Below are 12,530 nucleotides of genomic sequence, written 5' to 3' on the forward strand. Positions count from 1 at the left end.
TTGATTAGGTTGACCTGTCCTGCATAAACTTTGTCTGATAGATTTTTACTGAGATCCGCAGCCCCTGCGCGTTTGATACTCAGCATTAGCATTGCTTCAAGAGGGTGCTCTTTTGTTGGTATATGCTCAGCACAGAAAATGACATCAACCCCATTCATTTTGAGAATATGGCTGTAATAACCAGCTTCATCGATGTCTTGAAAACGACCAAAACGGCTTACGTCATAGACGAGGACTGCTTGGATTTCTATATTGCGGTAAATGACATCGTTCAACAGTTTCTGAAGTGCTAATCGCCCTAAGATTGTTACACCACTTTTGCCTGCATCATCATAAGTATGAGTGATGATCATGTTATGTTTATCTGCGTAGTCTTTGATGAATGTAGCTTGATTATGCAGCGAATATTGTTGGTGCTCAGTGGACATCCGAAGATACTGAGCGACTTTAATTTTTTGTTTTTCAACAGAATTTAATTCCATGATCTTAGCTCTACGCAATCTCAGGAAAGTTTCACACCCGCAACAATTGATCAAAAATCAACCAAATACAATGTTTTTTTGCCATCAGGGTTTGAGCATGTTGGGCAAGAAATGAGGGAAGTATTGAGGCAGGACATCTGCCAATGAAGTGGGGCTGATAGCTGTACCTGACCGAGATGAGGATTACGCAGAGAGAAGTCGATAATCAGTTTTTCTGGGCTTCTTCTGTCCGGTTCTTATGCCGTAAATCTGGTGTCTCCTGGCGCCTGAGCATCAATACCCTCTTCTTTAACCAGCCGTCTGTGACGATTAATGGTATCCCATGACACGCTGCTCAGGCGCCAGGCTTCTGCGACGTTGTAGGCGCGGCGCACTTCATTGGTGTCAACGTGAGCTAGCGCGGCTTCGATCACATCCGGCGGGAAGCCTGCTTCGTTGGCGGCGGTACTGAAGATAGCGCGCAAACCGTGGGACACCAGCACGCCTTTGTAACCCATGCGACGCAATGCGGCGTTAGCGGTTTGGCTGTTCATCGGCTGTTTGGGGTCTTTAGCGGAAGGGAACAGATATTCCCGGTGGCCGCTCATTGGCTTCATGGCGTCCAGAATGGCTAACGCTTGTGGGGGCAGGGGAATGACGTGCTCGCGGCGCATCTTCATGCGGCCTGCCGGGATTGTCCAGGTGTTCTCCGTAAGGTCTATCTCGATCCAGCGGGTTTCTGCGGCTTCAGCCGGGCGGGCAACGGTCAGCAATTGCCATTCAATCAATAACCGGGTTTGTAGCTCGATGCTGGCGACCGATAGCGTTTTCATCAGGCCAGGTAATGCCTCTGGCCGGATGGTCGGCATATGGGTTTTCACCGGCGTCTGAAACGCTTTGCGGATCTTTGCTGCCGGATTAGCCGGTATCAGGCCGGAATTAACGGCATAGTCCATCACTTCGTTAATCCGCTGGCTAACCCGTTTAACGGTTTCCAGTTTGCCACTGGCCTGTATCGGTTCCAGCGCGGTGATGAAATGGCGGGCGGTAAGCTGGCTGATAGGCTGGTTTCCGATGAACGGGAACACGTATTTTTCCAGTGAACGCCAGATATCTTTAATGGTGTTCGCGGCCAGTGGTTGAGACTTTTTCACTTCGTACCAGTCGGCGGCGACTTTGGCGAACGTGTTCTGGTTGATGGCCTGTTCTTGTTCGCGCTGCTGTTGCTGGTGGAATTGCGGATCGATGCCTTTGCTTATCAGTGCTTTTGCTGATTCACGCCGTTGCCTGGCTTCAGCCAAAGAAACCGCAGGGAATGCGCCAAAGCTGATTAATGCACGTTTCTTCGTGTCAGGGCGGTAATAGTTAAAGCGCCAGATTTTAGAGCCACTTGGTTTCACCAACAGATACAACCCGTCCCCGTCTTGTAGTGTGTATTCCTTCTCGGCAGGTTTGGCGGCTTTGATCTCGGTATTTGGTCAGAGGGGTAGTTATACGAGCCATCGTAGTTATATGCTTTTGTAGTTATATGGGGCGGTATAATACACGAGAGAAGTTGAATTTATTATTCATCATATTGATTTTAATTGTTTTTATTTTTATTAATTTAACATTGTAGTCCCAATTGTAGTCCCATAGAGAAAAATCAGTCATAGCTATAGCTTTACTGTTATCTATGATGTAATCAATGTACAAGGCTCTTCCTCTTAGCAGTCTTCATGGTTATGGCGAGCCGGATTAATAACCATTTTTTGTTTATCACGTCCCGTACCCATTTTGGGAGGGGAAATGAGAGCTATATTGCTTATTAATTCGGCAATACTCCATAAGTCGGCAGAGTAAGGTATTTTTCTGAACCTTTCTTGTGGCAGCAGTCTGCGATAGTTCTCATCGGCAAAACTATCCAGAACTACACGCAGTATTTCTTTATCAGCATCTCCGGAAGTCAGGCAAACTCTGAGCAACGGTAGCCGTAGAGCATCATCAAACATTCCGGGGCTCAGTTCAGCGAGTGTTTGCAGTGACAGAATTCTGATACTGCCCAGGAGGTTCGGGTCTTTATCCCTTAACCAACGCATTGCTCTGACCCTGATATTGACACTGATTTTATGATGTCTGAACAGATTACGGGCAAGTTCAGCATCAAACTCCTCGTCGACATAAAAAATTTCTTCAGGCTCTTTGAGCAGCAGTTCTGGTTGTTCTGCAATTAAATTACTCAGCAGAGTATTCATTCTTATCTTATTATCCACATTGCTACTAAGAGCGTTATATAAGCCTGTGAAGACATTTATTATTGGTGCCAACTTTCCCTCTGAAAATAATATTTCAGCATTGCGTAATGGAATGGTTTTAGGGACTTCTGTGATGCAGAAATTGCAACTTTTCATCACGGTCAAAAGAGTATCTTCATGCAGAAGTGGAGAGGATATAAACTTACTGAGGAAGTTATCAAAGGTTTCGTTGGAAGAAAAGATAATATTGTAATTTATTAATGTTTTATGGTTTTCATTCGCCCACAGAACAACATCATTACTGATATCAACTGAATGAACATGCAATAAATAAGCGAAGTTAAAAAGAGTTGGAGAGATTTTTTTATTCTGAAGAAGTAGACTGTAGGTGCTTAATTTTTGACCGATGTCACTGGAGTCAACCCCTTCCTCCCGGTTAGTGATTTTTTCAAGATGCTCAATGTTGAAATCCATTCTATTTATAATCAGCTCTGCCATCTTCAGAGATACATACTCAGAGTTAAGTAACTGCGGAATGCGTTCAATTTCTGCTGACTGGATAAAAAACGATGAAATAAATGCTCCCATATTGGCATCAATTTCTTCTTTAAGAGCAGGAATATCAAGAGATTCGATCATTGAAAGAGGATGACGCAGGAATGTGCCATTATCGGTATTGATATCTTGGCATAGCGACCTGCATATATTTTCAATATTACTGTCTCTGTAAGTGAACAACCTATTGCTGACAATATCTCTTAATAACTTCTGCTGTTCTGATTCATGTGTCAGCTGTAAGTGACCTAAAGGAATTTTCAGCATCTTTATGTTATTAATAAATATATTTCCGTATTCAGTCGGAACACAGCTAAGCAGATTGGTCAGTACACTGAACAGCCTCTTCACTTTATGAAAATTCACATCGTGGCCGATTTTTTTCCAGACATCTTTAATACAGAATAAGTGAGCTGTCATTTCCTGTGTTACAGAATGATTAGTAAAATCAAAAAGAAGTGAGAGTAGTCTGTCCAGCAATTTTTCATTTGAAATTAACATTATTATAAATCTTATTCGTAATTCAGGTATCCAGTCTTTTTGAAGCAGGCTAAATAATTCTATCGTTTTTTCTTTATCATCAATATCGAGCAAAATATTAAGATTTTGAATAAGCACATCGGAGTCATTATCAAGCAACCACAATACTATTAGTGGGTGCTGAGCGTTTGCACGATGCATAACACCGAGCTTCCTAAGGCGTTTAATAACATTGTCAATTTTGTCTAGTGAGTAATTAAAGGTTTTTTCAGGTCCATTACCCGCCATAACCGCTTTGATGAAGGTATTATCACTTTCACTAAGTCCTCCCGCCATAAAGATTGAACGATAAGACATATAATCTGTAGATAAATAGCCACTGCAAAGAAGGAAGTAAATGAAATCATTCTTTTCATTGTTATCATTTTCTTTGCTGTGACATTCATCATTATGTTCTTTTAACCATTCAGAAAATCCGGCATGGGTCATCCGAATCGAAATTTCAGAAATTGTTTCTGTGTTGATTTTGTTTTTTAATTTTTCCAGTTCTGAAATTTTATTTTTAAGCGATTTTGATTCACCATTTTTCTTACTGTCGATAGATGAGCATCTTTTAGAGTATTCATCCTTGATTTGCTTAGTCGGATTATTTTGGGTTTTCAGGAAATATTGATTTGCACTTACTATTATGGTCTGAATCTCTCGGTTACTAACAATACTAAAAAATACCTCCTCATCCTCTATTGCTTGCTCAAGTTTCCATTTTTTATCTGCGTAAAATACAAGAAGGTCTTTGTGTTGTTCATTTATATAAGGGCTAAGTAGTTCTTTCCGAAGAGACTGTCTGTCAATGTTTCTTTCCGACTCTATAGAGTCTAACTTATCCCTTAATTCTTTAAGGTCACTATTTATAGAGCGTAAACAAAAATTCTGGACACGATGTTCGACAAAATTTTTCGTGAAGTTATAAAGAGTGCCAGTTTTACTGTCTATTCCATGGTAATCTTCAGTGCAAATATTTTTGTAAGCTATCATCGCCAGAAGCTTTGATAAGTTTTCCCGACTGTTGACAATGTTTTGATACAGGCGAAACTCATTAGTAATATTATGCATGACCCGCATGTCAGGAATGAATGTTGATATCCGACTTATGCATTCATTTAATCCTTCTTGAAATTTTTCTTCTTCTGTGAATTTTTTACTAAAATGGGCTGCGGCATTTTCATTATCCATTACTGGAATGACTGGGATAATAAAATCAAAAAATTTAGTTCGGGACTCAGCTGAATTGAATAGGTTGTCTCTTATTGCGTAAATGAATTTTAACGGTTTTTTTTCTGACAGGCAGTTATTTATTATTTGATTTATTTCGCGGAGCTTGGTAAAGATGCGATGATTATTTAAACGATCCAGATCTTCAAAAATAACCACATCATACTTTGTGGAATCGAAGAAATAGACAATCTCATCGATATAGACATTAAGGAGAGAAGGAGATGATGATTTTGTCGTAACAGCCCCCTTGAGGATATCTACTTTATCAAGGTTGACTTTCCTATCAAATATACCGATACGGTGCAGCTGGTTTAGAAGCAGACCTAAAGAACTCACCATAGATAATACGGTTCCGGCCAGACGCACTTTAAATGGACATTCAAGAAGATAGCGACTGAATGTTTCCGGCAGAGAAAGCTTTGCTGTGACATAATCTGGAACAAGAAAAAACAAGGCTACCCCAGCCAACAGCATAGTTCCTGTGAGAACAGTGGCGGACTTCAGTGTTTGTCCCACCGTGACGCCAGAAATACGTTCGATACGGGAGTAGGGTAGTTCATTTTTTTGTTTTTATACAAAATTTGCTGCAATATACTATATTCAATGGATTTCTCTTCGGTGGTGGCACTTTTTTCTGGCCCTCCGGGCATTCCGCCCTCGCAGTCCGTGTTACCATCCTCGGTTGACTTCTGCATATCGAAATCGGCAAGAGAAACAGTTAACATACGAAGCGTATCTTCTTTTGTTTTACACCATGTTTTTAATACGGAACTCTTTCCCGCACCATAAGGTCCAGTGACAGCAATGTTCCTAATGTCGCGTTGGTCAAAGGCGTAATTCAGGGCTGCGACGTAGCTACTGGCTTTCTCTGGTTCAAGTTCTGTTGGCGTGAGTGATTCATATCCCACTTTATTCGCTTCACTGCCGTCATTATCAATGGTAGGGGGTGTAAGCCACGGTGTAAACATTATCATTTCGGGAAGTCCATTTTTATTTTTCATAGTGTTTTACTGATTTTAATATATTTTATCGCTACTGGGGAGTTGTTAAGTTTCCTGATTTTCTCACCATACCAAGAAAATTGATCCTACCCACGTAATGTGGACTCGGTTCTCAGCGAGGTTCTGATTTTCAAATTTTCCTGGACTGAGTCTGTCACATGCAGTGACGATGCCTACAATTGAAAAAATTTTCCTTGAAGACATTATTATCGTAATAGCATCCCTTTGTGACTTGCTCCTCTTCTAAATTTAAATAGTGTGAGTCAGTAATGTCCGCCCATCCCACACTTTTGCGCATTCCTACCGTTCGGTTTCGTTTTGCGCACTACGCAATTCAGATTGCGCAATCTCGCGTTTATAGACCATAAAACTCAAGTTTTCCATAGCCTCCAAAGGGTAGGATGACATTGCGCAATTTGCCTATCTGACAGCAGGTTGAATGTTTAGCGCAGGATGAGACAGGAAATACACTAACAAAAGCTAACAGTGCAAGGGGTAGGATGCTTGTACTGTGGTACGCACTGAGGATGACGCATGGTGTTGCGCACTTTATTGCGTACCGGCTCTGGTTTATGAGCTGTCAGGCTAAACGCCCACCATACGGATTGTGATTTCTGTGTGTGAATGGAGTAAGTTAGGGAGCAAAAAACCTTAGCATTTCTTAGCATGTCCCCACGCCTTCCAAATTGATTTCAATTCGCTGCCAAATTGAAAAAATTGAGCGATGACGCGGCTTGCTGCCAGGTTGCCACTGGTTCGCAGTTCGCAGTTCGCAGTTCGCAGTTCGCAGTTCGCAGTTCGCAGTTCGCAGTTCGCAGTTCGCACCCGCCAGCGCTGATGCGAACCACTGCGCACGTTATGCCGTAGCGGCTTCGTTTTTGCGTTTCTTCTCCAGCCAGCGGCGGTAGCCTGCTAACTGGCGGGCTTTGCCTTCCGGCGTTTTGGCTCCGGTACTTTTGCCACCGTGGTATTTACAGCGGCCATTACGGTAAATGTCCGTGCGTTTGCAGGGTGTGCCAGCACGGGTGGTAGCGCAGCATTGCAGGCCGCGCAGTTCATCAGGATAAGGTTCTAGCGGCGGTCTTTGCTGCGGGTCATAGCCGGTGGCGGCCCAGGCCCGGTGTTCGGCCATCTTGCGGTCATGGTGCGCCTGATAGCGCTTCAGCAGTCTTTTGCGGTCGTTCATTGCTGTATTCCGTTGTCTGCCATCCTGCCGACGTTCACCGTAAAACCTCTATACCCGTCATACTTCAAGTTGCAGGTGCGTTGGCTGCCCTTGCTCACCCCAGTCACTTACTTGAGTAAGCTCCTGGGGATTCACTCGGTTGCCGTCTTCCTGCAACTCGAATTATTTTGGGTATATATATTTCTCTATGATGCATGGGGTAAGGCGGCATCGGTCAGCGTGATTTTTTACGCCAGCCGTATAACACGCCATGCGCCGGTGGTTCAGGTGGTTTTGTGGTTCACGTTAGCAGGCTACGTATTTTAGTGATGTAAAATCAGCAGGTTGTATTTTTTCGGTGGTGAAATATTCACCGATAATGAACCCCCCTTCCCGCCAGTAAAAAGGGGTTCACAGGGTGGTTCAGTGATTGGGGGTTCAAAACAGATAAAATAGGGTTCACCGGTGGTTCAAAAAACTCACTCACTAATTGATAAAACAGGTAGTTACCTGTCATGAACCCCCTGAACCACGTGAACCCCGTTGTTCGTCGCGTTAGCGTCAGCCGGTCGCTTCCGCCTCTTCCGGCAGGTACATCAGCACGTAAAAACGCGGCTGGCGACCGTCCACCCGGATGGATTTACGCGTGTGTTTGCCGTCAGCGCCGGGCTTCAACATCCCGCTTTGTGCCAGCACGCGGGCAAAGTGGCGCACGTTAAACCCCCTGGCGATTTCCGCCTCAAAGGTGGCCGGGAAGGTGTAGAACACCATCGGTTCATCGTCGTGTTTGCCCTTGTCGCGGTAGCCCGCCAGCTCCCGAATGGGTAAATCACGCGGGTCATACCCCACCGGCGCATAGCGGCTGAGGCCGTAAGTATTCAGAAAGGCTTCCGCCTGGGCGGTGATTTGCTGGTGCTCTTTGTTGCCGGTGCCGAATTCCTTAATCCAGGCATTGAAGCTGTGCTGTATCGCATCCCGGCACGCCTGCGGCTCCCAGCCGGTGACGGCCCGGCCCACCAGTAGCGCCGCTTCCAGAATGGCAAAGCGCTCCGCCACCCGGTGAACCTGCTCGCCGTAATCGGCAGGAATGAGGCTGCGCCAGCGGGTTTCCGCCTCGCTCACCGCCTGTATGGCGTCCTCGCGGTGTTCGGCCAGATAGCGTATCCATGCCCGACCGGCTGCGCCGTAATGGGTGCGATACGCCGCTTTCAGCGCATCGGCGTGCGCCTTGCCGTCCGGGTAGCCGTGGAATTGCTGGGCCTTCTCCAGTGGCAGATTGAGCAGGCGCACCAGTTGTCCGGCTTTGGGGGGAATGCCGGCGCTGGCGAGAAAGGTTTCCATGTCCATTTCCCCGGTGCTAATTGCCACCGTGCGCCAGCGTTTCAGCTCCCGGTTGCCACCTTCCCGCGCCCCCTGCAATTTGCCGACGCCGTTAAACAGCGTGTAGGCCGAGGTGGACACCGACCGTGCATCACTTCCCTGGCCGACTTCATCCAGCGGCAGCAGGCCATCGTTATGGGCTTCAGCTTCGTTGGCGATACCGAGCGCGGTGCCGTACCAGGTCAGCTTCAGTGCCTGCGGGTCACCGTACAGGCTGGTGGCGACGTTGGCGGTGGTGGTTTTCCCGGCGCTCGACTGTTCATAGAAATGCAGCCCAAAGCCGTCCGAACCGGACAGACCAATCAGCGGCGCGGCCAGCGCGGCGGCAATGGCGGTCATCATCGACGGGTTGCCGGATGCCAGCCGGGCCACCGATTCGCGCCAGCTTTCCGCCGTGCCACTGATGCCGTAACCGGACGCGGTAGCGCTGCGGCCCCGGAACAGTACCGGGCGCGACGGGGTGCCGATGACTTCGCCATCCGGCATCAGGTACGCGCCGTACTGCCAGCCGGTGCTGTGGGCGATATGCCAGACCTCGCCGCTGTGCTGGCGCTGGAGCCAGTCGGCCAGAATAGCGCGTAGGTAGGGACGGGTGGTGACGGTCATGCCGCCCGCCTTGAGTGTGCGCCAGCCTTCGCGCTCGCCCACGTCTGCCAGCGGCAGCGCAGCGGTCACGGCCTGTGTCGCCCCGGCAGGCTGCCAGCGCAGGATAAGGTATTGCTCGGCGTCATCACGCCCGACGCCCACCACCGCCAGCGGGGAACATAACCACTGCTCGTGCTGGATGATGTCGCCGCTGTCCCGGTCGGCTTTGGGCGTCACCCAATACACCCCGGTGGCGCGGCTGTCCACAAACGAGGCCAGCGGCTCGCGTCTGGCCGGTGGAGTGTCGTCGGTCGGCTGATACAGCGATGCCTGAAAGGCGCGGGTTGCCGCCTCGATACCGGCCTGTTGGCGGTAATCGTCCCAGTCGGCCTTTTCATCGGTCGGCGGCAGCGCCACCCAGCCGTTCACTTCGCGGGCGGCTTTCTCCGCCCACTGTTTGCCGGTGTTGGCCTTGCCCGGTGCGGTGTCGTTATCCGCCGCCACTATCAGCCGGGCAGCGGGAAAGCGTGTGCGCAGGGCGCGGGCCACCGGCAGCAGGTTTCCGGCGTCGATGGCGGCCACCGTCATGGCCGTTGGGTTCATCTGGCTGACACTCAGCGCGGTTGCCAGCCCTTCCGCCAAAATAACCGTGTCGGGGTGGGCAGGCGCAGTGACCGGGTGATACGCGCCGGTTTTGGCCGAATCGGTCAGCAACCGCTTTTTGCCATCCGGGGCGAGGGTTTGCGCTGCCGTGATGGTGCCCTCCGCTGTCTGTAACGCCAGCAACAGGCGGCCATCCGGTAGCAGTGGGTACGTGGCTGCCAGCCCTTTCCCGGCCAGATAGGCCGATACACCGGGCACCGCCTGACGCGCCAGCGCCTGATAGCGTTGCAGAAAGCGCTGGCGTTTGGCGGCGGGGGTGTCTGCTGGCGCAGCGACAGAAGACGCTGGCAGCGTGCCGACCACCCCCGCCACCAGCCGGGCGGCAGCGGTGATATCGCACTGCCTGACTTTCTGCACCAGTTCGAGGCCGTCACCGGCCCCGCACTGGTTACAGAAATGCGCCCCGCGCCCGTCATCATCAAAGCGGAAGCGGTCTTTGCCGCCGCACGCCGGACAGGGGGCGTGCTGGCGGGCATTGTCGGGAACCGTAATCCCCAGTTGGGCCAGTACCGCCCGCCAGCGCCCTTGCGCCGCACTGGCGGTATCGCGGATCAGGTCGATATTACGCATCGGCCCGCTCCTCCAGCATCAGCGGGGTTTGTTGCTCCTGCAAATGGGTGCGATAAAGGCAATCAAGGCGCTCCCACAGTATAAACATCAGGATCTCTTTGGCCTCTGGCTGCTCCAGTTCGACGATGGCATACGCCAGCGCCCGGCACTGGTCGATAATTTCTTCCAGCTCCAGTGGGGTGTTATCAAACATGGCGCACCTCCTGAACTGGCAGGCGACCGGCAAAGACCAGAATAAAATCTGGCTCCAGATGGCGGCGGGCTTCGGCTTCGCTGCGGGCTTCAACGGCAAGCGGGCGGGGAACAGTATTTGGCGAGTGACGCCGCAGCGCCAGGAAGCGATACTGAAATTTGGGGCGAGTTTGGGTAGACTGTGAACCAGCCATAGTGTTACCTCCGATAACATTGTGGTCAGAGGCCCGGTATGTGTTGCTGCACTGCCGGGCTTCGTTATGTCAACCTTGGATGGAATCAAGGTGTGTGCACACATTAAGTTATGGTGTGCGCACACGTCAAGGTTTTTAATCCTCACCACTTTACGTATAGTGTTATCACCTTCTTTAACGGAGTTAGGCATGGCAACCGGTAATAACAACAATAAATCCATTAAAAAAGGAATCCGCTTTCCGCATGAACTCATCGACGAGATCGACGCCAGCGTAGAGCGGGAGAAAGCCGATAACCCGAACGCCAATTTTTCCGCCTGGGTGCTGGATGCCTGCGGGCGTAAGCTGGACGCCGAAAAGCGCGATAAATCAAAAAAATAAGCACCGCTGGTGTGGCTGGCAGAATAGGGCGTTGCTCTGTTTTGGGCGAAAGTCAGCCCCTGACCGCGAACGGCCATAAATGGCGATGACATCATGAGTTAAACTCCGGTTGGTCGGTAATTGAATCGAAATAAGATCAAAACGGTGGCGACGGCGGTGTTATTCAGCCTCCGCGCCTGTGCCTGACGGGTTAATTCCCGGATTGCTGATCGCGTTCAGCAATCCGTTGTGACAGCCAGGTGTTAACCTCATCTTCAAACCAACCTACGCGGCGCAGGCCAATACGAAAGCCTTTCGGGAATTCCCCGGCGTTGATCATTTCCTGAAAGCTGCTGTCAGAGCTGACACGCAAAATAGCTTTCACTTCTTTTTTCAGCAGGATTTTTCTTTCTAACAGACTCATAAACAAGGATCTCCAGTAAAACCGATGCTATCCGTTCGGTACGAATAGTTAACCGGGATTACCGGTCAAAGTGTGGTAAGTCGGGGGAAATAGTTGGCTGGGTCAGAAATAGAGTTAGGTAATGAGTGGTGCTGGTTTGGTAACGGCCAGAATCTGATCTGGCCGTTACTCTGTCTGTGATCGTCAATTATGCGTCTGAGTTAAGCGACATGGCTGCCAGCGCTTCGCCAATTAACTTACGAAAAGATTCTGTTTTGTCGGGTTCACCGGTGCCGAATGCGCAACTCACCGCAAGCGCTGCATCTTCCGCCAGTTTTTTCTGATTCAGCTTGTTGCCCCACTTATAAACACCACCACTTTTACCTTCAAGCGCCTTTGCCAAACCCGCGATAAGAAGTAATGCGGTATCACGATTGGCGAATTCACCCCAATTTTCTGGTAATGGCGTGTCTTTTTTGGGATCGGAAAAGCCATACCAGGGTGAATCATCAGCAAGTAATTGGTTAGCCCACGGCCAAATCTCGGTAGCCAGGAAGGTGGCATCGTGAATTTCCGTGTTCTGATTGATAGTGTCTACGTCAATCTTGGTTGTCCAAATGTTGGTGGTGTCGCCCCATGCGTGCGTCGCTGAGGCGCGGATCGGTTTTATTACGCCAAATCTGACCGCCTGAAAAATGGTTTGTAGATAGTTTTCGGTTTCAGCTTCATGGTGGTAATAGGGAACGGAGTCAGGCAGGAAGTCATCAACGCAGTAAGAGACAGGCGCATCTTCGTTACCTTGCGATGCCATAACGCTAGCAACCTGTTGTGCTGTGACCTCGATCAGTCCCCGCATGTGTCTGGGTATTTTCAGCATATTCCCTCGGCTAGAGTGTCGAATGCAAAGGCTCGTGGTGATAGGGCCAGTGCAATGTACTGGTTTCTATCGGTTTTCACCGGATAGCGCCATTTTAGGAAGTGCTGTAACAGGAATCAACAAATAACTGTATAA

Annotated in this window: 9 protein-coding genes and 1 pseudogene; 1 reads left to right on the forward strand and 9 read right to left on the reverse strand. The window is 49.1% G+C overall.

The genetic code is table 11. The annotated features are described in order from the left end of the window. From DCH402_RS08545 to DCH402_RS21250, 7 genes and pseudogenes are all read right to left on the reverse strand, one after another. The coding region (locus DCH402_RS08545) for a recombinase family protein (RefSeq protein WP_040000710.1) at positions 1-482 on the reverse strand (482 nt) is incomplete at its 3' end. 236 nt (positions 483-718) lie between these two features. Further along, positions 719-1,927 carry an integrase domain-containing protein gene (locus tag DCH402_RS08550; RefSeq protein WP_233276357.1) on the reverse strand — a complete coding sequence of 403 codons (1,209 nt, stop codon included), beginning with the start codon at positions 1,925-1,927 and terminating at the stop codon, positions 719-721. Between the two features lie 240 nt (positions 1,928-2,167). After that, positions 2,168-6,006 (reverse strand): annotated as a pseudogene (locus tag DCH402_RS08555) (YobI family P-loop NTPase). 856 nt (positions 6,007-6,862) lie between these two features. After that, complete coding sequence (locus DCH402_RS08560; RefSeq protein WP_040000711.1) at positions 6,863-7,192, reverse strand: HGGxSTG domain-containing protein; 330 nt, start codon at positions 7,190-7,192, stop codon at positions 6,863-6,865. A 540-nt stretch (positions 7,193-7,732) separates the two neighbouring features. Next, positions 7,733-10,369, reverse strand: a complete 2,637-nt coding sequence (locus DCH402_RS08565; RefSeq protein WP_040000712.1) for a TOPRIM and DUF927 domain-containing protein — start codon at positions 10,367-10,369, stop codon at positions 7,733-7,735. Continuing rightward, positions 10,362-10,562, reverse strand: a complete 201-nt coding sequence (locus DCH402_RS08570; RefSeq protein WP_024109874.1) for a hypothetical protein — start codon at positions 10,560-10,562, stop codon at positions 10,362-10,364. The genes DCH402_RS08565 and DCH402_RS08570 overlap by 8 nt, the downstream gene beginning before the upstream one ends. Beyond that, positions 10,555-10,755 carry a host cell division inhibitor Icd-like protein gene (locus tag DCH402_RS21250; protein ID WP_071604691.1) on the reverse strand — a complete coding sequence of 67 codons (201 nt, stop codon included), beginning with the start codon at positions 10,753-10,755 and terminating at the stop codon, positions 10,555-10,557. Before DCH402_RS21250 ends, DCH402_RS08570 begins: the two co-directional genes overlap by 8 nt. A gap of 189 nt (positions 10,756-10,944) precedes the next feature. On the opposite strand from DCH402_RS21250, the gene DCH402_RS08580 reads away from it, so the two are divergent. Further along, positions 10,945-11,136 (forward strand): YlcI/YnfO family protein, encoded by a 192-nt coding sequence (locus DCH402_RS08580; RefSeq protein ID WP_024108688.1) that lies wholly within the window; start codon positions 10,945-10,947, stop codon positions 11,134-11,136. Between the two features lie 190 nt (positions 11,137-11,326). Here DCH402_RS08580 and DCH402_RS08585 read toward each other — a convergent pair whose 3' ends face one another. Both DCH402_RS08585 and DCH402_RS08590 read right to left on the reverse strand, forming a co-directional pair. Continuing rightward, on the reverse strand, positions 11,327-11,539 hold the full coding sequence (locus DCH402_RS08585) for a helix-turn-helix transcriptional regulator (protein WP_015854054.1): 213 nt from the start codon (positions 11,537-11,539) through the stop codon (positions 11,327-11,329). A 187-nt stretch (positions 11,540-11,726) separates the two neighbouring features. Continuing rightward, positions 11,727-12,329, reverse strand: coding sequence for a hypothetical protein (locus DCH402_RS08590; RefSeq protein ID WP_233276344.1), 603 nt, complete (start codon positions 12,327-12,329; stop codon positions 11,727-11,729). Between the last annotated feature and the right edge of the window lie 201 nt (positions 12,330-12,530).

Source organism: Dickeya chrysanthemi NCPPB 402 (genome assembly GCF_000406105.1).
Taxonomy (GTDB): Bacteria; Pseudomonadota; Gammaproteobacteria; order Enterobacterales; family Enterobacteriaceae; genus Dickeya; species Dickeya chrysanthemi.

Excerpts from the sequence above, each read along its gene's own strand:
- DCH402_RS08570 (WP_024109874.1), bottom strand. The coding sequence starts at position 10,562 with ATGTTTGATAACACCCCACTGGAGCTGGAAGAAATTATCGACCAGTGC.
- DCH402_RS08580 (WP_024108688.1), top strand. The coding sequence starts at position 10,945 with ATGGCAACCGGTAATAACAACAATAAATCCATTAAAAAAGGAATCCGC.
- DCH402_RS08560 (WP_040000711.1), bottom strand. The coding sequence starts at position 7,192 with ATGAACGACCGCAAAAGACTGCTGAAGCGCTATCAGGCGCACCATGAC.
- DCH402_RS21250 (WP_071604691.1), bottom strand. The coding sequence starts at position 10,755 with ATGGCTGGTTCACAGTCTACCCAAACTCGCCCCAAATTTCAGTATCGC.
- DCH402_RS08590 (WP_233276344.1), bottom strand. The coding sequence starts at position 12,329 with ATGGCATCGCAAGGTAACGAAGATGCGCCTGTCTCTTACTGCGTTGAT.
- DCH402_RS08565 (WP_040000712.1), bottom strand. The coding sequence starts at position 10,369 with ATGCGTAATATCGACCTGATCCGCGATACCGCCAGTGCGGCGCAAGGG.
- DCH402_RS08585 (WP_015854054.1), bottom strand. The coding sequence starts at position 11,539 with ATGAGTCTGTTAGAAAGAAAAATCCTGCTGAAAAAAGAAGTGAAAGCT.